This is a genomic window from Pullulanibacillus sp. KACC 23026 (genome assembly GCF_029094525.1).
In the GTDB taxonomy this organism is placed as follows: domain Bacteria; phylum Bacillota; class Bacilli; order Bacillales; family Sporolactobacillaceae; genus KACC-23026.
Genome location: NZ_CP119107.1, coordinates 2,328,934 through 2,349,291 on the forward strand (window position 1 = coordinate 2,328,934; position 20,358 = coordinate 2,349,291).

15 protein-coding genes, 1 tRNA gene, 1 pseudogene and 1 riboswitch are annotated in these 20,358 nt (G+C 40.8%); of the genes and pseudogenes, 12 read left to right on the forward strand and 5 right to left on the reverse strand.

Annotated features, from left to right (window positions below; all coding sequences use genetic code 11):
- The first annotated feature begins 42 nt into the window (after positions 1–42).
- Positions 43–1,428, forward strand: a complete 1,386-nt coding sequence (locus PU629_RS10915; RefSeq protein WP_275284277.1) for a dipeptidase — start codon at positions 43–45, stop codon at positions 1,426–1,428.
- Between the two features lie 53 nt (positions 1,429–1,481).
- On the opposite strand, the gene PU629_RS10920 is transcribed toward PU629_RS10915, so the two are convergent.
- From PU629_RS10920 to PU629_RS10930, 3 genes are all read right to left on the reverse strand, one after another.
- Complete coding sequence (locus tag PU629_RS10920) at positions 1,482–2,285, reverse strand: L,D-transpeptidase family protein (RefSeq protein ID WP_275284278.1); 804 nt, start codon at positions 2,283–2,285, stop codon at positions 1,482–1,484.
- 121 nt (positions 2,286–2,406) lie between these two features.
- Positions 2,407–3,450 (reverse strand): ribonucleotide-diphosphate reductase subunit beta, encoded by a 1,044-nt coding sequence (locus tag PU629_RS10925; RefSeq protein WP_275284279.1) that lies wholly within the window; start codon positions 3,448–3,450, stop codon positions 2,407–2,409.
- Positions 3,451–3,469: 19 nt separating this feature from the next.
- Positions 3,470–5,752: a ribonucleoside-diphosphate reductase subunit alpha gene (locus PU629_RS10930; RefSeq protein ID WP_481900492.1), complete on the reverse strand. Its 2,283-nt coding sequence runs from the start codon at positions 5,750–5,752 to the stop codon at positions 3,470–3,472.
- Between the two features lie 121 nt (positions 5,753–5,873).
- Positions 5,874–6,050, reverse strand: a riboswitch (cobalamin riboswitch).
- A 311-nt stretch (positions 6,051–6,361) separates the two neighbouring features.
- Here PU629_RS10930 and PU629_RS10935 point away from each other — a divergent pair.
- The 11 genes from PU629_RS10935 to PU629_RS10985 all read left to right on the forward strand — a co-directional run bounded on the left by PU629_RS10935 (position 6,362) and on the right by PU629_RS10985 (position 18,697).
- Positions 6,362–7,666 (forward strand): multicopper oxidase domain-containing protein, encoded by a 1,305-nt coding sequence (locus PU629_RS10935; protein WP_275284281.1) that lies wholly within the window; start codon positions 6,362–6,364, stop codon positions 7,664–7,666.
- A 621-nt stretch (positions 7,667–8,287) separates the two neighbouring features.
- Positions 8,288–9,136 carry an NAD-dependent epimerase/dehydratase family protein gene (locus PU629_RS10940; protein WP_275284282.1) on the forward strand — a complete coding sequence of 283 codons (849 nt, stop codon included), beginning with the start codon at positions 8,288–8,290 and terminating at the stop codon, positions 9,134–9,136.
- A 29-nt stretch (positions 9,137–9,165) separates the two neighbouring features.
- Entirely contained in the window at positions 9,166–10,005 is an 840-nt protein-coding gene (locus PU629_RS10945; RefSeq protein WP_275284283.1) for an aldo/keto reductase, read from the forward strand.
- Positions 10,006–10,510: 505 nt separating this feature from the next.
- Positions 10,511–11,098, forward strand: a complete 588-nt coding sequence (locus tag PU629_RS10950; RefSeq protein WP_275284284.1) for a DUF6230 family protein — start codon at positions 10,511–10,513, stop codon at positions 11,096–11,098.
- Positions 11,099–11,109: 11 nt separating this feature from the next.
- Positions 11,110–11,499: a DUF6114 domain-containing protein gene (locus tag PU629_RS10955; protein WP_275284285.1), complete on the forward strand. Its 390-nt coding sequence runs from the start codon at positions 11,110–11,112 to the stop codon at positions 11,497–11,499.
- Between the two features lies 1 nt (position 11,500).
- Complete coding sequence (locus tag PU629_RS10960; protein ID WP_275284286.1) at positions 11,501–13,030, forward strand: hypothetical protein; 1,530 nt, start codon at positions 11,501–11,503, stop codon at positions 13,028–13,030.
- A 242-nt stretch (positions 13,031–13,272) separates the two neighbouring features.
- A complete protein-coding gene (locus PU629_RS10965; protein WP_275284287.1) occupies positions 13,273–13,965 on the forward strand; it encodes an SGNH/GDSL hydrolase family protein in 693 nt (230 codons plus the stop codon).
- Between the two features lie 34 nt (positions 13,966–13,999).
- The gene (locus PU629_RS10970; RefSeq protein WP_275284288.1) at positions 14,000–15,085 is read left to right on the forward strand and encodes an AI-2E family transporter; all 1,086 of its coding nucleotides are present in this window, start codon (positions 14,000–14,002) and stop codon (positions 15,083–15,085) included.
- 345 nt (positions 15,086–15,430) lie between these two features.
- Positions 15,431–16,948 (forward strand): malate:quinone oxidoreductase, encoded by a 1,518-nt coding sequence (locus PU629_RS10975; RefSeq protein WP_275284289.1) that lies wholly within the window; start codon positions 15,431–15,433, stop codon positions 16,946–16,948.
- 160 nt (positions 16,949–17,108) lie between these two features.
- Positions 17,109–17,192 (forward strand) — tRNA-Leu (locus PU629_RS10980).
- 299 nt (positions 17,193–17,491) lie between these two features.
- Positions 17,492–18,697, forward strand: a complete 1,206-nt coding sequence (locus PU629_RS10985; RefSeq protein ID WP_275284290.1) for an MFS transporter — start codon at positions 17,492–17,494, stop codon at positions 18,695–18,697.
- Positions 18,698–19,130: 433 nt separating this feature from the next.
- Here the strand turns inward: PU629_RS10985 and PU629_RS10990 are convergent.
- Positions 19,131–19,256 (reverse strand): annotated as a pseudogene (locus tag PU629_RS10990) (heavy metal-binding domain-containing protein); the annotation flags it as partial.
- A 92-nt stretch (positions 19,257–19,348) separates the two neighbouring features.
- Entirely contained in the window at positions 19,349–20,275 is a 927-nt protein-coding gene (locus tag PU629_RS10995; protein WP_275284291.1) for an alpha/beta hydrolase family protein, read from the reverse strand.
- Positions 20,276–20,358 lie beyond the last annotated feature (83 nt).

The window sequence follows — 20,358 nt, forward strand, 5'->3', positions numbered from 1 at the left end:
AAGGTATAATTAAACTATTAAAATTATGGGAGGTTATGAATCATGGTGAATTACAATGAACGTCTACTCGAGAACAAAGAGGCCTATGTAGCCGATCTGATTGAATTGTTGAGCCTTCCAAGTATCTCTACCGATGCCAGTCATGCGAATGATGTTAGAAAGACGGCTGATTGGGTAGAAAAAAGACTAAGGCGAGCAGGAATAGAAGAGGTTCGTCTAATGGAAACAGGCGGTCATCCAGTCGTTTATGGTGAACGGATCGAATCACCAGAAGTCCCGACTGTTTTATTTTATGGTCATTTTGATGTGCAGCCGGCTGAACCTATTGAGCTGTGGGAGCATGATCCATTTGTTCCTTATATTGATAACGGTTTACTTTACGCACGCGGTGCATCTGACATGAAGGCCAACCTCTTGTTGCCGGTAATCGCTTGTGAGGCTCTCCTTCAAAGCGAAGGTCAACTGCCGGTCAATGTTAAGTTTTTATTTGAAGGCGAAGAGGAAATCGGGAGTCCATCCCTTGGCTCCTTTATTGAGAAGAATCAACAACTGCTTGCGTGTGATCTTGTCATTAGTGCAGATGGCGGTATCGGTTCAGCGAATCAGCCCGTAGTAAACATTGGGAATCGAGGACTGGCGGGATTACAGTTGAGAGTTAAGAGTGCGGACGTTGATCTTCATTCAGGTATGGGCGGTTATGCTCCCAACGCCTTGCACGGGCTTGTCACCATCTTAGATCGTTTAAGAGATGAAGAGGGACGAATACTTGTAGATGGCTTTTATGAAGATGTAACGGAGATTTCTGAGCTGGAAAAAGGAATTCTAGCGGAAGGTTCAAAGAGTCTGGATGAACAAATGAAACAAACAGGCATGAAGTCTTCATTTGGTGAACCTGAATTCTCTCCCATGGAAAGGATGCTTGTCAGACCGACATTGGAGATTAATGGGTTGTGGGGCGGCTTTCAGGGACAAGGAATTAAAACCGTTATTCCTCACGAGGCATTTGCTAAGATTACTTGCCGTCTAGTCGGAAAACAGAACCCTGCTAAAATCCGTGACCTTTTGAAAACGTATATTCAGAAGATTGCTCCTTCATATCTAGATATCGAGTTTGAGGACTTACCTGGAGAAGCCTTTTCTTATCGCTTAGCACCAGACCACCCAAGTGTTAAGGCGCTGCAAAAGATGTTAGCTCTAACCACTGATACCCCTGTCAGCTTTGGGTTCTCAGGGGGGACTGTCCCTGTTATGGGCTTATTAAAGCATAATCTTGGTGTAGATACCATAACTGTAGGGGCATCTGAGGCTGGACAGAATGCTCATGCTCCTAATGAATGGGTAAGTTTGGAAAATTACTACCGGCTTCAAGGCATTTATTGTGAATTTCTTAATGAGTTATCGACCTTACATCTTCGATCAACTTTGTGACCATTTAATTTAAAAGACAGCAACGAACCCTCATTCTTTAGGTGGTGAGGGTTCTATGTATTAGCCCTATTTGTTAATGCCTTTAACTGACTAATTGTTCCTTGAATAATCAGGGGATGGCGACTCGGATTTAGCCATTTTAACAAGGTGAGCATATCGCTTTCAGAAACGGCTGTACACCCTAATGTATAGGACTTTTCTGGTAATAAGACATGAAGGAAGATGGCGCTTCCTTTCCCCTTGATGATGGGGTTCGTATTATAATTGATCACCACTGCATATTTATAGGCTGGTATTCTAAGGGGTTCAAAGGTTTTCCAACGTTTTTTGGGGTCGCCCTCATAGGTGACCCATTTGTTGTAGTCGGGAGAATAGGGGTTTTCAACCCAATAGTCTTGATTCGTCGTTTGTCTATAAGGTATGGTGACATCATCCGGTTTCTTCCCTATACCAAATGCTGGGCCAAGAGTGAAGATGCCAGATGGAGATTGTTTGCTTCCTTCTTGTAAATGAGGGGTTATGCCGTTTTTACCGATCGCGGCAGGCATCGTGTAAACTTTTTTCCATGTTCCGTTTTGATAGATAAAAGCGGTCAGTCTGGCCCTAGAGCTTGTTGCAGAACGGGCGGTTACAACCATAACTTGAGAACTGTGATAGGTGGTTAAGGCTTTGTTTAATAACGGTTTGATAGAAGTACTGTTGGTCGATTGGGGATTCGGAGATAGGGCGGTTATAGAGAGTGCCATTGGTTTAGCACTTTTCACTTGATCCTCATTGGCGGGTTCAGTTCGACCACAAGTGCAGAGGTTAACAGCGGCCAATAGTAATAAGCTGATTTTTATCATGATGAGCTTCATCCTCTTCACCTCAATGGTTAGTTTAATAGAAGGTGGAAGAGATTATACAAACAAAAAGCAGGCCTAAAGACTTGAGCTTTAAAGAAAAGAAAAACCGGGCGTGATCACCCGGTTTTTCTTTTTACAGCTCATCAAACCCGTTATCAATTTGATTGGCCTTCGTATATTGTCGCGATTTTTGTTCGAAAAAGTCGCTTTTCCCAAGATCGACCTCTGCATAAGCTTTTATCCAGCGCATGGGGTTATGGGTGATCTCTGGATAAAGCTTCTGAGCGCCTAATTGTTGACATCTAGTATTGGCAGTGAACTTGATATAATCCGAAACGTCCTGAATGGATAATCCGCTAATGTGTGAACCGATTATCGTATTCGCCCATTCGATTTCAAGTTCTACTGCTTTTTTAAATGTAGTCTCTATAAATTGATAAAGCTCTACTGTATCATAGGCTGGATTTTCTTTTAAAACCTCTTTAAAGATACTGACAAACAGGCCGACATGAATCTGTTCGTCGCGGTTGATGTAATTGATCATAGTGCTCGTTGAGACCATTTTCTGATTTCGAGCTAAATGATAGAAGAAGGCAAACCCGCTATAAAAGAACAGCCCTTCTAGTATCACATCATAGACAATGGATTTGAGAAAATGCTCGATGGTAGGTTGTTCAACAAAAGCTTGATAGCCGCTGACAACGAAATCATTACGCTGTCGCAAAGTGGGTTCGGTTTTCCAAAAATCAAAAACACGATCCTGTTCAGCCTTATCCACTAAACTGCTTAACACATAACTGTAACTCTGATTATGGACGACTTCTTGAAAGGCCAAAACCACCATAAGGGCACTTAAGCTTGAATCGGTGAGGTAGTCGGCGGCTTTTCCGGCATAGTCGGTTTGAATGCTATCCAAGAGAGCAAGTAAGCCAATGATTTTAAGAAATGATTCCTGTTCTTCAGCAGTTAGTTGGGGAAATTGCTTTCTATCGCTCTGCATATTAATTTCAAAGGGTGTCCAAAAATTGGCCAGCATGGATTTGTAGCGATTATAAGCCCAAGGAAACCGTGTATCGTCCCAGTTTAAGACATTCGAGCTTTTCCCGTTTACAATTCCAGTCGATTGATTCGGAGCTTCCGGGTCCATTAGGCGTCGTTTCTTAAGTAAAGTAGTCATAATAGCCTCCTTTTTAAAATCAGCTTTCGCACCATTCGCAATTTTCGATTTCTGAAGAACTCGAGCGTGTATAGTAGGTTGTTTTCAAATGGTTTTTCCACGCCAATAAATGCAGGTCAAGCAGGTCTTTCGCTTTTATCGTGTTTTGCACGTAAAGGTTAAACGATAGGGCTTGATCTATATGTTGTTGACGGGCAGCCGTTTGTTTAATGCTCCATTTTTGGTCAATCAGGTGACCGATCGAGTTCATATAATAGTAATAAGTACGATGATCCAAATCGGGTGCTGTAACTGGTATTTTATAGTTTTTCTTTTCTTCAGAATAGAAGAGGTTAAATATTGGATCAATGCCAGAAGAGCTGCCGCCAATAATGGCCGTCGTTGAATTCGGAGCAACTGCCATTAAATAGCCGTTTCGGATTCCATTGATACGAACTTCTGCTTTTAATGCCTCCCAATCAAATCGACTGTTGTCGTTACAGTAACCGCGTTTGGTGAAATAGGCTCCTGTCTGCCAGTCTGAATGCTGAAAAGCGGGGTAAGGGGCTTTTTCCTTAGCCAATTCCATACTTGATTTAATTGTGTAATAAGCGATTTCTTCATAGAGCTCGTTGGCATAATCAACGGATTCGTCGCTTTCCCATAAGATTCCTTTGATTGCAAGTAAGTGTGCCCAGCCAAAGGTCCCTAGCCCAATGGCACGGTATTTTTGATTGGTCAGTTGTGCTTGCAGAACAGGTAATCGGTTGATATCTATAACATTATCAAGCATTCGAACTTGTATAGAAATGAGGCGCTCCAACACATTTGCCTTAACGGCGCGGGCGAGACTGATGGAGCTTAGATTACATACAACGAAATCACCAGGCTCTTTCACCACCACAATTTTTCCTTCTTCAGTGACCAACTCCTCCGAAATTGTCGTCGGACTCATGTTTTGAGTGATTTCTGTGCAGAGATTGCTGCAGTAGATCATGCCGGAGTGCTGGTTGGCATTCATGCGATTGACTTCATCCCTGTAAAACATATAAGGAGTGCCGGTTTCAAGCTGACTGATCATGATTTTTTTCATGATTTCAATGGCTGGCAGTTGTTTTTTCGTTAATTCAGGGTGATTGACGCATTCCCAATATCTTGTTCTAAAAGACCCCTGACCCCGTTCTTCGTCATAAAAATCCTGTAATTTAAATCCCATCACTTTTTCAACCTGATGCGGGTCAAACAGATACCAATCTCCGCGTTTCTCCACCTGTTCCATGAAAAGGTCAGGCAAGCAAACACCTGTGAAGAGATCATGGGTCCTTTGCCGCTCATCGCCATTGTTTAATTTAGCATCTAAGAAGGCTAAAATATCCATGTGCCAGACATCGGTATAGACTGCAATGGCTCCCTGTCTCTGGCCAAGCTGATCGACATTGACCGCTATATCATTCAATTGTTTCATCCATGGGAGGATGCCAGAAGCCATCCCTTTATAGTTTTGAATGTCTGAGCCTGCCGATCGAATATTCCCGAGGTAGACTCCGAGACCTCCGCCATTTTTGGATAAACGGGCGACGTCCATATCGTTCATCATGATTCCATCTAAGCTGTCTTCAACGGAATCAATAAAGCATGAGCTTAACTGTCCTGTGCTTTTTCCTGCGTTTGCAAAAGTGGGGGTGGCCACTGTCATATACAAATTGGAAAGTGCCCAATACGCTTCTTTTATTAGAGAAAGCCGCTTGGACTTAGGTTCTTTCATCATCAATGTCATGGAGATGATCATAAATCGCTCTTGCGGCAGCTCGAAAACAGCTCCATCAAAATCCCGGCTTAAATAACGATCGGCTAATGTGCGTAAGCCGATATAATTAAACAATTTATCTTTATCGGGATTGATGAAAGTTTCCAATTCGTTCACTTCATCACGAGAATAGCATTCAATCAACTCTTTTTTATAAATGCCTAAGGATGATAATTGACTGATTAAGTGATAAAAAGAGCCATATTTAAGGGCAGGATCATAGCCTCTGTTAATGGCGGCCGATCGGTACAGATGGTCAAGATAGATTCTTGAGGCAAAGAAGGTCCAATCAGGCTGGTCAATGTCAATCCGTTCTAAGGACCTTAATATTAATTGATTAGTGACGGTGCCATGTTCAAATGAATGTTTTTCAGAAAGATCGCGTAACACGACATTTGTAAATTCCTGAAGATTAAGCTTAGGAAATTCTTCTCCAATTCTTTCAATCAACTCTCTTATTTGCACCTCATTCCATTCTTTGTTAAGAGAGTTCGGTAGATTTAGGGTCCTGTTCATTTTGCTTCCTCCTTTTCTAAATAAAAAACCACTCAGAGGATAACCTGAGTGGATAATATAAAAGGGAAGAAGCGTGCAATCGTTCAAACCTCTCATATTATCCTCTCAATCCTCGAAGAAGATAGTAACGGGTAATAAGGCAGGTCTCCTGACTTGTGATCTTCCTACTAAAAGCCCTTCCCATATAAAACAGTGGATTTGCTTCTTTCGTCACACTTACAGTTGCGAGGACAGTTCTGGATTTGCACCAGATTCCCTTTTCATCTATACAATAGACACCTTAAAACCAATATGTAGATGTTTTGGATTGAATACACAGCATATATTGTGCCGTTTGATCAATCTATCACTTAATGTATACCATTTGCAATAAAATGGCAAGCGAAACATGGGGACGGTTCTGCCGTTTCATTTTTTTACTAGAACCAATCGCCTTCCATTATAGAAATGGCAAACATTAGACTAGTTATATGTAGCACATGATTATGACTTTTTTGTGAGCGTTTCATAGTGTTCCTTTTTTTGTAACAGGGGAAATCATAGTCATAATAGCCTATTCATAGTAAGCTTACCTATACAAATTAAACACCTATGAAAGTTGATGATACGATGAACCTAAGACTGCAGAGATTTAGTCGATTTTCACTGATTGTGTTCGTTGGGCTTCTTTTGACCGCCTGTCAGATGTCCGACAGTTCTGCCTCTAAATCAGATCAACCCGCTCCTAAAACGATCCATAGTGGGAAGGTTGAGGTTGATATGGAGAATATGAACTTTACACCAAATGTGATCTATGTGACAAAAGGAACAACGATTACTTGGAAGAATAAAGACGCAACACCACACAATGTGACAAGCAACCAAGGACTCTTTCAATCCAAAACGATGTCCCAAGGAGATACGTTTTCTTATACATTCAAGAAGAATGGAACCTATACTTATAACTGCACCTTTCATCCGGGTATGAATGGGGAAGTTATTGTCACGGATAAAAAAGCTGATCAAACGTCCGCCGCCTCAACGGGAACGAAGAAAAGTGAAACAATTGCCCCATTAGGCACAGGGACGAGCGGTGAAGTCAAACAGGCTGATGACACTCGCTTACTCCCTTATAAAATGGAAAACGGGTATAAGGTCTTTCATTTAGATGCTAAGCCTGTTTATTGGGAAGTTAAGCCTGGGGATAAGGTGGAGGCTTGGGCATACAACGGAACGGTTCCTGGTCCGGAAATAAAAGTCAATCAAGGGGATAAAGTCAAAATTATCGTTAAGAATGATTTGCCTGAGGGAACCACGGTGCATTGGCATGGATTAGATGTTCCATTCAAACAAGATGGGACCGGTGGAATCAGCCAGCCAGATATTAAACCTGGCGAGTCGTGGACTTATAAGTTTACTGTGAATGCAAGCCCCGGTACTTACATGTACCACAGTCATCCCATGACGGATATGTTAAAACAAGAGCAAATGGGCTTGTTTGGTTCCTTTATTGTTGAACCAAAGGGGACAGGCTGGGAACAAGTCCATCCAGGCTATCAAGATGAATATACGGTCGTCGTCAATGATTCGCCTCAGTTTGGTTATACGATTAATGGGTTATCCTACCCGGCAACACCCGTCATGCCTGTAAAACTAGGTGATAAGGTCCTTGTTCATATCATTAATATTGGTTCGATGGTACATCCGATGCACTTACATGGAATGCATTTCCAAGAAATTAGTCAGGATGGTGTTCCTTTACCGGCGCCAATTACGATGGACACTCTATCAACATCGCCTGGGACAACCTATGACATCGCCTTTACGGCTGATCAGGTTGGGAAATGGCTCTTCCATTGCCATATTACCGATCACGTCGTCGATCAAAATGGAAATATGTCAGGCATGATTACGATGTTTGATGTGACAAAATAAGAATAGAGGCTGGGACAGAAATAGTTGACGAATAGAAAAAACCGAACTTATTCACAGATTTTAACGTGATGGGTTCGGTTTTTCATTTATAAGTTAAGTCATTTATGAAGCGTAGTTAAAATAAATTGCTTTCCGCGGGCGGCCTCCTCAGCAAGGAAAACGCTTGCTTGCGGGGGCTTCGGACACGTGCTGTTACCGCAGGAGTCTCCGTATATTGACTACGCTTCCGTTTGTTTCGGTACTTATAAACATTTAGTGTTCGGAATTTAAGTCTGTTCGTTTAGTTTTGTCCAATCCTCTTTCTAAATTATAAGAAAGTATAAAATTTTGCTAAAAGCGATTATGGATGATCGTATAAGAAAAATTTCGACTTTCACCATTAAGCCTCGGCGACTTCCTCTTATTGTGACTTTCTTAAAAGTCACAACAGTAGTCCTTTAGGGAAAGACGAGTTTTTCTAATAAATTCATAAAACTTGAACATTTTAACGGACTACTTTATCCTTAGTTTAAAAGTTTAACAAAGTGGTTTTCATTAGCTCCCTTGCTATTATGATTTTTTAAGGGAGACTGCTCTGTATAGCTTTTATCAATAAGTTTACTTAGGTGTGGAGGGGTTCTGATGACAAAAGTTGTGGTAACAGGTGGTAGCGGGTTACTTGGTCGAGATGTGATTAAAGAATTTTTGGAGCATGGCTATGAAGTGGTCAATGCTGACTTAAACCATCCAAAAGAGAAGCTTTGTCCAACGGTCATCACGAATCTCACTAATTTAGGTGAAGTATACGGGGTATTAGCGGGAGCGGATGCCGTTGTCCATCTTGCTGCTATTCCAGTGGCATACTCTCATCCAAACGAGGTCACGTTTCAGAACAATGTCATGTCAACCTATAACATTTTAGAAGCGGCAGCCGGATTAGGGATTAAGAAAGCGGTGATCTCTTCTAGTGAGTCTTCTTATGGAATTTGTTTTTCCAAACAGAATCTGGGGCCGCAATATGTGCCAATGGATGAGGCGCATCCACAGCTTCCTGAGGACAGTTATGGACTTTCAAAAATAGTCAACGAAAAGACGGCTGATATGATTCACCAGAGAACGGGCATGCAGGTGGTGGCTTTTCGATTAGGTAATGTCATCTCGCCTGAAAAGTATTCAAATTTTCCTGGCTTTATCCATGATCCTGAACAAAGAAAAACGATTTTATGGAGCTATATCGATACAAGAGATGCGGCATCTGCCTATCGCTTAGCGGTTGAAGCAGAGGGTCTGGGTTCCGTTGCTCTTAACATTGCCGCTGATGAAACGAGCATGGCTATCGAGAGTAAGCAGCTCATGGAAACATGTTTTCCAAACGTAAAGGATTTTCGTAAGGACTTAACCGGATTTGTGTCCTTATTAAACAATGAAAAAGCTAAGAAGCTGTTGAATTGGCAACCTGTTCATCAGTGGAGAAATTATGTGGACTGTTAATGGGAAAGCTATTATTTAGGAGGGATTTTATGATTAAAAACTTACAAAGTACGACAACCTTACATAACGGGGTAAAAATGCCTTGGCTTGGCTTAGGGGTTTTCAAAGTAGAAGATGGAACAGAGGTTGTAAACTCAGTGAAAGCCGCCATCGAAGCAGGTTACCGCAGTATCGATACAGCTGCTATCTATGGGAATGAAGCAGGCGTTGGACAAGCGATTGCTGAAGCGAATGTTCCACGAGAAGATCTATTTATAACAACGAAGCTTTGGAATTCCAATCAAGGCTATGACGAAGCACTGGCTGCTTTTGATGAAAGCCTAGAAAAATTAGGAATCGATTATTTAGATCTTTATCTGATCCATTGGCCTGTTCCTGCACAAGGAAAGTTCGTCGATTCTTGGAAAGCGCTCGAAAAGCTTTATAAGGATGGACGTGTACGCGCGATCGGCGTCAGTAATTTCAAGGAGCATTATCTTCAACAGCTTATCGATCAATGTGAAATCGTACCAATGGTGAATCAAGTGGAATACCATCCGCGTTTTAATCAAGCCGAATTACATGACTTCTGCAAAAAACACCAGATTCAGCTTGAAGCATGGTCACCACTAATGCAAGGCGGGCTGTTAGATAATCCAACCCTCATTGAAATTGGGAAGAAGTATGGGAAATCCCCGGCACAAGTGATCCTGCGCTGGGACCTACAGACAGAAGTCGTGACCATTCCAAAATCAATAAAACCTCATCGTATTATTGAAAATGCAGATGTCTTCGATTTTGAACTTTCCGAAGAGGATATGGCTAACATCGCAAGTCTCAACCAAAACGCACGCCAATTTGCCGATCCGGACGACTTTAATCGGGTATAAAGAGAGACCTGTTACCTTTCTAAGAACATATGAGAATTTTTCACCACCGTTTCTTTTGGAATGGTGGTTTTCTCATTTTCCGAGAGAACCCCTTTCACTTTTAACAGGTTAATCATCTAAGATAACGGAGACATCCGTCTGTAAAAAAGGGGGTGACTGCCGTTATCCTTTAGTGGAAGTTTAGTTCCTCTAAAATAAACAGCTTTTCGAGTCATATACTCTGTTATAAGATCTGTCATCTGTTTTGCCAACAGCCTGTCATTTGTTAGACTCACGCACTCACTTAACTGATCAGATGTGCAAATTTTAACATTTTTTAAAACGCCCCCCATAAATTATAGTGAGTATTGCGAAAAATTATAAAAAGGGAGGGAAAGCGCTATTATTTAAGACTCTTAAAAATACCTTTCGCTACTGGTCCTGTCAAAGCTTTCATTCTTCTTTGTAAAAGGTCTGTCAATAAACAGATTGTCCGTTCCAAAATAAAAGGGAGGTAAGTTCTTTTATGGACAAATTGGAAGCGATTTCAAGCGGAGAGAGACGTGTCAAAAGGTACAGCCGGAAACGATTTTGGGGAGCCTTAATTTCTGGATTTCTATTCCTTGGTGTAATTGTTGGTGTGTTCGGGTTAACGGGGAAGGCTTATGCTTTACCTATGGCTGGGGTCGGGAATTTTACAGTGTCCTTTGATAAACTTGTTGGAAGCGGATACACTTTCTATCCTAAGCTTGGCGAGACAGGCACGTCTTCATCTGCACCACTAGGCAGGAACAAGATTGATCAGTTAACCGTTTATGGGTTGAAGATCTCAAAGACGCTAAAGCTCCCTACAGGCCAAACAATAGAGTTGGATATTACCGCTTCTAAACCAGTACAAATTAAAGGACTTATCCAAGATGCGAGCCTATTGAATGGAGATGCCTCGTTCTCTCAACTGGCTCTACAAGAGCATAACACCACGGATTGGACAAAAGAGTTTACCCAATCAGCATCCCAAATAACCCTTCAACATGCCTCTCTTGTTACCGATTATTTATACCAAGACCAGGTCACTCTCAATGGAATGACGCTTTCTATTCATAAAGTCCAATAGGAGGGAAGTCCATGTCAAATGAGTACCAGGAAAGTCAGATAAGTTGGATAAAAAAACGCCCTTTTAAAGGATCCCTTCTCCTGTTTTTATCTGGGCTGATCATTTTATTTATTCCCATCAGTATGATCCCAGTGGCGTTAATGCCTGGCAGTTTCTCGATTTTAGGCATTGTCTTTGGCGGATTGGTTGTCCTTTTAGGGATACTTGGATTCACCTTCCCCGACCAAAGTTCAATCATCGGCGTGTTAGCCATTTTCTTTGCCTGTTTATCACTAATTGGAGCTCTTGGCGGTTTTTTAATTGGAACATTGCTGGGCATTATAGGAGGAGCCTACTGTTTTGCATGGAAGGCACCTGCCAATCCTGATCCTGCTCCAAGGAAACAAAGGAAGGTTTCCTAAAATGAAAAAGAGTAAGCGACGGCTGCTTATTTTTATGAAACTATTCCTTGGAATTCTTTTACTAGTGGGTGTTGATGCGATTCCTGCTTTTGCGAAGCCGTTAGACTCTGAACGATTTATCATAGAAGCCCAAGCGATTCAAGGTGTGCTGCTGCCGCCAGAAATTGTTTTTTTGAATACGGATACAACCCATCCGGTTCCGGCGGTTGTTTTTCATTATCAATCAGCCACGATAACGGGGATGACCTTAGTTAAACAGCTTAATACTGAAAAAGGCTCCATGTATATACAAACCAAGGCCGAAAAACCAATTCACGTGAAGGACTTAAAAGTGGTTGCGACCTCCTTTTCTTTTGGAGGGGCTTGTCTTGATTCAAAGGATCTAAGTCAGGCGATCGAAATGCGAGACGTCAAGATGGCGGCAACTGAAATGACCACAGCCGAAATGGATTCACAAGGTCTTCAATTACTGACAGGATCTGGACAGTCAACCATTCAACCACCCTCACTCCCTAATTTTTTACAAGGAATTATGAATGAGAGTTCACTCAGTGCCATGAAACAATCTGCAAAACATTTAGATCTCGATAGCCTATTGTTTAAGTGTACTGCAACCTCTCAACCGTCATCCAAAACGACTTTAGGTCCAACCACCTCAACACTTAAGAAAGATTTAGGCAATGTCGCGAGTGATCCGATTAAAAAAATTGCAAAGGATACATCTAAGATAACGGATAGTTTAGGCAGTAAAGACAGGGGAACAAAAGGGTTGACCGCCCCGGTGAAAAAGGCAACGGATCCGGTTAAGAAGGTAATTGATCCGATCAAAAAGGCGACGGACCCGGTCAAGAAGGTAACAGATCCGGTCAAGAAGACAACAGATATTATTAAGAAAACAACGGATCCAATCAAAAAGACAACCGATACAGTGACTCAACCCATTAAAAAAATCGTTTCAAGTCCACTTCCTTCTACCGTTACAACCATTGTAAAAAAGCCAATTCAGGCAGTTACGAAACAGGCGGCCACTACTGTGACGAAAAGTGTCCATACAACAACAACCCTAGTCAATAAAGGGGTTAAAACGACAGCGCAGATCACGAATACTGCCTCTAAAGCGACAATAGAACTGCTGCAAAACCAACTATCGGATGGACTGAACAAGACGGATCAATTACAATCAGACATTGATAGTCTACAAGGATCCGTTAATCAGCTTTCAGAGTCCCTGCTTAGTGTTCAATCACTGCTCAGCAATCCGCTAAAGCTACTTCTTGTGAATCAACAACTCACACAGCTTGAAGATCAAACCAATCAAATGCAAACTAAGAAACAAAATTTAATCACACAACTAGAGGATTTAGAGAAGTGTCGAAAGGCATTACAAGCAAAAATTGATTCCGCACAGATAGACCCAGAGTTCAGTACAAAGGATTGGGAAAATAAGTTATCAAAAGAAAAGAAAACACTTTCAAGCCTAGGTGATAACTTGCAGCATATTTCCACACAGCTCGATCAATTATTAAATTGAAAGTCAAATTTTTCGAGGCAGACAAGAGTCTGTCTCTTTTTGTACTATCAGAAAGTATAAACTTTCGCGTTCGCGATTATGGAGGATAGTATAAGAAAAACTAAGGCTTTCGCCAGGACTAGATGATAAGCCTTAGTTTTTCTAACTGATAACGAATGTGAAGTGTTCGTCGTTGATGTGCTATTATTAATTAACGGAGTGTTAAAGAGAAAAAATTTGAGAACAGATAGGTGGGACCCTTAATGAAAATCATTTGTTTTGGGGACAGTTTGACACGTGGCGTTACTTTTGTGAAAGGCCGTTTAAGAATTATAAAAGAGAATTACCCGGCCGTTTTACAAAGTTTTTTTGGGGAGGCCCAAAACGAAGAAGTCCTGGTAGTAAATAAGGGAGTTTTTAACGATAATTCAGATCTTTTGCTGGAACGCTTGGAAAAAGATGTTGTGGCAGAGCGGCCAGATGCAGCGATAATTGCAATAGGGGGGAATGATTGTGATTTCCGCTGGGAAGAGGTCGCCAAGCATCCGGATAGGGATCATCAGGCGATTGTTCCACTAACAAACTATTTAGAAAATGTGAGCACATTGATTTTTCGCCTTAAGCAGGCTGGCATTCAGCCGATGATGACAACTATGCCTCCATTAGACCCCGTTCGCTATTACAGAACAATATCGGAACGGACAAGCACGGCTATTAGTCATTGGATCAGTAAGGTAGGAGGAATTGAGCATTGGCATGGGAATTATAATCGCCAATTAACTAAACTTTTGGAGGAATTGGCCATCCCAAAAATTGACGTGAGGTCCGCGATCAAACAAGCCGGTGATTTGTCTGAACTTTTAAGCGATGATGGGATTCATTTAACAAAGCAAGGTTATAATGTTTTTAGTAAAGCGGTATACGAGAAACTGAATCAAGTTTTTTCTAGGGTTTAATGAATCAAAATAGAAAGACAAGAAAGGTGTCTAGATGCTGACTTTTTATAAAAGATATGCTAGGACGGTTTTTGATTTAGTAGTCCTTGCGATTACCATCTATTTATTTATGTGGATTGGCAGCTTTTTATTTAAGTTGGCCACTCCGGTCATATTCGGGATCATTATTTATTACATAAACAAGCCGTTTATCCGTTTCTTAAGCAATAGAGGCGTAAGCCGGCCTATTTCAAGTCTGATATCAATTGGGTTATTTGCTTTAATTCTGATAGCCCTTTTCGCCACTATTGTTCTTGTTATCGTTGATCAAATTCTGCATCTGTCACATAAAATACCGCAATACGCTGATCTTTTTAATCATCACTTTGCTGATAATTTATCAGCGGTTGAAACGCGGGTGAACGGGCTGTCTCCGGATACCATTAACTCCATCAAGTCGGAATTCGCCAATATCGCGAAAAATGCAGCCACTTTCTTTTCCAATATGCTGTTATCACTTTTTCACTACGTTTCCCATAAATTAAAGTTGGTTATTGATTTTATTTTGGGGATTGTACTTGCCTATTTCCTGAGCTTAGATGTGAAAAGTTTTGAAAATAAAGTTCCAAAGACATTTAAAAAGATGGGTGCGTTTCTCAGAAATAATGTGCTGATCGGCATTGCCGGTTATTTAAAAGCTCAATTAAAACTGATTACGATAACCTTCTTAATCGTGGTCCTCTCATTAATTCTTATAAACTTTTTCATCACACCGGTTAAAAATATGATTTCGGTATCGGTATTGGCCGGTATTTTCGATATCTTACCGCTTCTCGGTGTTTCAACTTTGTTTGTTCCTTGGATTATTTATTCGTTTGTGGTTGGGAATCACTTGTTAGCGGTCTGTTTAATTGTTGTACTCGTCATTGTTATTGTCACCCGACATATTTTAGAGCCTAAGATTGCAGGGGATTCCCTCGGAGTGTCTGCTTTTATTATGCTTTCTAGCATGATTATTTCCGAATCCATTTTCGGTGTTGTCGGTATTTTCTTATCACCGATCTTGATCATCTTGATTAAATCCCTTTATCAGCAAGGGCACCTGCAAAAATGGATCCATGTACCGGAAGATGAGTTTTAATGGAAACAACAAACAGCATGAGGAGTGGTTTCACCGGCTAGATTTGCTTTTTTGACTATAGATTAAGCGGCTAAATGCGTTAAGACATTGGGCAATATATAGTTGGCATTTAATGGTGTTTAACTATATATTGCACATCCAATGATTGGAAAAGGTATGATGTAAGGGATTAATCATATAATAATTATAAAACTATAAATCTTCTAAGCATAGTGCTATACTATGATTTAGGTTATAATTGGGGCAGAATAGGGGTGCAGTTAGGTTAAAGACTTGGCTTGCTGAACGCCTAAGCAGAGGCTCCTGCATTTTTCTGCTAATCATCGATATAAGGATATGGTAAACATGAGCAGCGAACAAACTAGAACAGATGTAATCTTAATTGGTGCCGGAATTATGAGTGCGACTTTGGGGACACTTTTAAAGGAATTAGTTCCGGATTGGAAAATTTCAGTATTTGAGAAGCTTCCAAAAGCAGGTGAGGAAAGCTCAAATGAATGGAATAACGCAGGAACAGGCCATTCAGCGCTTTGCGAGCTCAACTATACCGTCGAAAAACCGGATGGATCTGTGGATATCAGTAAAGCAATTAACATCAATGAACAGTTCCAGGTTTCTAGACAGTTCTGGTCATATCTTGTAAATAGCAACTTGATTAGTAATCCAGAAGAGTTTATCAGGCCATTACCTCATATGAGCTACGTTTTCGGAGATGAAAACGTAACCTTTTTGAAAAAGAGGTTTGAAGCTTTAACAGCGAGTCCTTTGTTTGAAGGAATGGAATTTTCGGATGATCCAGAAAAGCTCAAGGAATGGATCCCGCTTATGATGAAAAATCGGACTTTTAATGAGGCGATCGCCGCCACCAAAATCGACTCCGGAACAGATGTCAATTTTGGTGCTTTAACACGTATGCTTTTTGATCATTTAGAGAGAAAAGATGTAGAGATTAACTATAATCATAGTGTCAAGAATATTAAACGGACGAGCGATGGACGCTGGGAATTAAAAGTTAAGGATCTTAATACCGGTGCTGTCGAACGTCATACGGCCAAATTTGTCTTCATCGGTGCTGGTGGTGGAAGCTTGCACATTCTTCAAAAATCAGGTATTCCTGAAGGCAAGCATATCGGTGGCTTCCCGGTCAGTGGAATCTTTATGGTATGTAAGAATCCGGAAGTCATTGAGCAGCATCATGCCAAAGTGTATGGCAAAGCGTCGGTTGGGGCTCCGCCAATGTCTGTTCCGCATCTGGACACACGATTTATTGATAACAAAAAATCATTGCTATTTGGACCGTTTGCCGGTTTCTCACCTAAGTTTTTGAAAACGGGGTCTATGTTTGATTTGATCACTTCCGTCAAACCGCATAATCTTCTAACTTTGCTTGCAGCTGGTGTCAAAGAGATGGCTTTGACCAAATACTTGATTCAACAGCTTATGTTATCTAAAGAACAGCGCATGGAAGAACTGCGTGTCTTTATTCCCGATGCTAAAAGTGAGGATTGGGATTTAGTGGTGGCTGGCCAACGCGTACAAGTCATCAAAGATACGGTTGACGGCGGGAAGGGAACCCTTCAATTTGGGACAGAGGTAGTAAGTGCTGCTGATGGCTCGATTGCTGCACTGCTTGGGGCATCACCTGGTGCTTCTACAGCCGTTCACGTCATGCTTCAGGTCCTAAAAAAATGTTTCCCAGAGCATTTAAACGAGTGGGAACCAAAATTAAAAGAAATGATCCCTTCCTATGGTCTCTCTTTAGAGGAGAACCCAGAGCTTTACCATGAGATCTTCGCTTCTACAGCTGAGACTCTCGGGTTAAATGAAAACAATTTAGTAGCAGAAGAACATGTCTCGAAATGAATTTTAAAAAAGAGGACCTCTCACTAAAAGGGTGAGAAGTCTTCTTGCTTCTGTTTTTTTAGAAAGAAACTAAAACGTTACTCATTTTCTTTCTAGAGTATTAAAATTGACTTTTTCTGTTAATAAGAGTAAATTATTTTATGGATATTAGTTCTAATAGGCGGGTGTGGCGGAATTGGCAGACGCGCTAGATTCAGGTTCTAGTGGTAGAAATACCGTGGGGGTTCAAGTCCCTTCATCCGCACTACAATTATGTTTGACAGTTAAATATAAATGATTTACAAGCATCCTCTTTAGAGTCTAGTGCTGATTAACTAGATTCTAAGGAGGATTTTTTATGGTTAGAAAAACAAAAAGGGTGGAAGTGAAGACAGAGCTAGCGTGCACGCTTTCTTAACTTCCATTTTATTGAAGCTAAAAAATGAGAGTAATAAAAAAGGAAATACGAATAAACATATATTATATATAATTCAATTGAACAATGTGAGTTTCGTTTGGTAAAGGTTTTGCGTAAACGCTACCAAAGAGTGGAGGAGAGTAAGGATGGGCGCAACGAAGAGGAAAATGGTGATTGTTTCACTGCTGTGCGGGCTGGGTTACATGATGTATTCTGTAGATCGTATGGTTATGTCATCGACGGTAGGGATGGTTGCAAAGCAATTCGGTTTAAACAAAGCGCAATCGGGTCTTGTTCTAAGTTCATTCTTTTATGGCTTCATTGCATTACTATTTATCGGTGGGCTTCTATCGGATAAATGGACAGGAAAACCGGTTGTGATCGCAGGACTTGTGTTATTTTCTTTTGCGACGGGAATGACCGGCTTAGCCACTGGACTAACTTCTATGCTGATCTATAGGATCATCACTGGGTTAGGAGAAGGCGCATTCTGGTCAGCTGCTACATTGGAAGTTGCTAATGTGACATCACAACAACAACGAACAAAGATCATGTCGCTTTATTGGTCAGGTTACCCAATCGGTGGATTTATAGGAACTTTTCTTGGCGCCAACTTAGCGCCTATTTGGGGATGGCAGGCTTCATTCTTTGTGGCTTGCGTATTAGGACTCGTCATTGCTTTATTATATGGAATTATGGTTAAACACGATAAGCAAGAACTGGCTAGTGCTGCAAAATTAGCAACAGAAAGAAAAAACGAAGAAAAAGTCTCTGTCTGGCAAGTTTTGAGATACCCTTCCGTTTGGATGCTGTCGATCTATTACCTTGTCCTGCTTTCAGGATGGTGGATTCTGCTTCTTTGGGCACCGACATTCTTAGGCAACGTGAAACAGATGGGGGCTGCTGAAGGCGGAACAATCGCCAGTTTTCTTGGGATTTCTGGAGCAGTAGGTGGATATATATTAGGAGTCCTTTGCGATAAGGGGAATCTCTCACGCAAGAAATCCATCCTTTTGTGGATTACATTTGTAAGCGGTATCTTGATGGCACTTCTAGCTTTATCACTTCCAACTTGGCTGACCATTATTCTTATATTCGCTCTTGGATTTTTCGGTTACCCAATCACACCGGTTATTTTGTCGATTACGTCCCAAGTGGTTCCGAAAGAAATGGTGGGGACTGCAACAGGACCTGTTATGAATATCGGAATGATCGCTGGAGGCGTTTCACCGGTTTTAGCAGGTGCCTTCTCCGATAAATACGGTATGACTCAAGTGTGGTGGATCGCAGGGATCGTCATGATCATTAGTTGCGTTTTCCTTTTCTTTAAAGTGGAAGAACAAGTAAACTAAACTGAAAAAGGGACCTTATGGTCATCTATAACGGATTCTCGTTCAGGTGGAAATGCAGATCCAACAGTCATGACTATGAAAATAATAAACGATCAAACATATACTGAATGGTGATCTTTAGTTTAAGAAGGAAGAAATATTAATTGGTGATCAAAAGCGTTTTTTAATAAAATTGGTTTATGGTTTTGTAATGACGAATTGGTAGTTATGACAACTTATGACCATTACTTTAGAGAAGCTTTTTATGCAGTTAAGAAAGGTGCGAAAAGCTGGAAAAAGAAATATTAGAATATGCAATTACCTATAAACATAAAAGGCGGATTTGCAGTAGAAAATCAATAAAGTTTGTTGGACGACGTACTTAGGAAAGATTTAATTAAGGAGCTATTACAATGAAGGAAATGGAATTAATTATAAACCTGATGAAAATGAAAAGGGATTTGAGCCCTGCCATAATATCACCGCCAATCCCTCTGCTTCTTACAATTAGACCAAAAACAGGCCCTTTTATCTCGACAATTTTGTAACCTTTGATGTTTTCTGTTGTAACGACTATCACATGAATGGCCTCCCTTTAAAAATTATATACAACGATTATTTGGGAACAACTATATTCGCCAAAGAAATCCGGCTATTAAAGGCCTTCTAACCCTATACAGAAAAAATCCAGTTCGCAATGTCCGCTATCACTTGATGATCCATATGTTGGGCAACCTTATACTCTTTTTTAGCTTTTCGAACTTCGCCATAAACAGATGGCATAAAGGCATGGTTCAAGTTTGGATAAAGTTTAAACGTCACATTCGATTTGTCTTCCAATAACTTTCTATAACCATTAAAATCTTTTTCCACTGAGACTTGAAAATCCTTTTCCCCTTGCAAGATCAATAGGGGTTTAGTCAAGACCTCCAGATAATCGGTTGAAGGGTGTTCACCCATTTCTTTTAAGTAGAAGGCTTTAACATATTTTCCTAAAACACGAGTTGATTTTGCTTCTTCATTACTTAATTGGTAGATGTTAGCCAATTTTGAAGACAGGGCGGCAACTTGTTTCCTTCCAATCCATTTCAAAAACGTGTTCAGCGATTTTAAAACCGCTTCATTTTGGTCCATAATAATTTCTTCAAATTTACGTGGAGACCCGGCCATGATAATGATTCCTGTAAAATGACCGCCCTCTGCATCAATCCGCGGGGCTAACATTCCGCCTAAGCTATGACCAATAATAAAGAGTTTGTTTGAATCAATTCGTGAATCGTTTCGCAAAAAGTTAGCTGCAAGGATCGCATCTTCAATGGTTTCTTCTTTGACAGATAATGAGCGATCATTTCTCATTTCTTTGCCATATACGAATGTTCTCTTATCATATCTCAATACCGCAATTCCTTTTTGCGACAACCCTTCAGCAAGGTCTTTAAAAGGAGCAATATTCCCAATTTGTTCATCCATATTCGTCGGACCAGAACCGTGAACTAAGACAACGGCAGGAACCAAGCCATCCATTCTTTTTGGGAGCGTTAATCGTCCATTAAGAGGAAAGTTGGTTGCTTCTCCAATTATAATTTTCTCGTCAGTCATGATCGTTACCTCCTCAAATTCCTAACAAGGGATTAGTTGCTATAAATTAGAAAACCGCATTCGCAACCACACATATTTCTCAG

Bases quoted from the DNA above. Each gene is read 5' to 3' on its own strand.
- PU629_RS10915 (WP_275284277.1), top strand. From the start codon at position 43: ATGGTGAATTACAATGAACGTCTACTCGAGAACAAAGAGGCCTATGTA.
- PU629_RS10920 (WP_275284278.1), bottom strand. From the start codon at position 2,285: ATGAAGCTCATCATGATAAAAATCAGCTTATTACTATTGGCCGCTGTT.
- PU629_RS10925 (WP_275284279.1), bottom strand. From the start codon at position 3,450: ATGACTACTTTACTTAAGAAACGACGCCTAATGGACCCGGAAGCTCCG.
- PU629_RS10930 (WP_481900492.1), bottom strand. From the start codon at position 5,752: ATGAACAGGACCCTAAATCTACCGAACTCTCTTAACAAAGAATGGAAT.
- PU629_RS10935 (WP_275284281.1), top strand. From the start codon at position 6,362: ATGAACCTAAGACTGCAGAGATTTAGTCGATTTTCACTGATTGTGTTC.
- PU629_RS10940 (WP_275284282.1), top strand. From the start codon at position 8,288: ATGACAAAAGTTGTGGTAACAGGTGGTAGCGGGTTACTTGGTCGAGAT.
- PU629_RS10945 (WP_275284283.1), top strand. From the start codon at position 9,166: ATGATTAAAAACTTACAAAGTACGACAACCTTACATAACGGGGTAAAA.
- PU629_RS10950 (WP_275284284.1), top strand. From the start codon at position 10,511: ATGGACAAATTGGAAGCGATTTCAAGCGGAGAGAGACGTGTCAAAAGG.
- PU629_RS10955 (WP_275284285.1), top strand. From the start codon at position 11,110: ATGTCAAATGAGTACCAGGAAAGTCAGATAAGTTGGATAAAAAAACGC.
- PU629_RS10960 (WP_275284286.1), top strand. From the start codon at position 11,501: ATGAAAAAGAGTAAGCGACGGCTGCTTATTTTTATGAAACTATTCCTT.
- PU629_RS10965 (WP_275284287.1), top strand. From the start codon at position 13,273: ATGAAAATCATTTGTTTTGGGGACAGTTTGACACGTGGCGTTACTTTT.
- PU629_RS10970 (WP_275284288.1), top strand. From the start codon at position 14,000: ATGCTGACTTTTTATAAAAGATATGCTAGGACGGTTTTTGATTTAGTA.
- PU629_RS10975 (WP_275284289.1), top strand. From the start codon at position 15,431: ATGAGCAGCGAACAAACTAGAACAGATGTAATCTTAATTGGTGCCGGA.
- PU629_RS10985 (WP_275284290.1), top strand. From the start codon at position 17,492: ATGGGCGCAACGAAGAGGAAAATGGTGATTGTTTCACTGCTGTGCGGG.
- PU629_RS10995 (WP_275284291.1), bottom strand. From the start codon at position 20,275: ATGACTGACGAGAAAATTATAATTGGAGAAGCAACCAACTTTCCTCTT.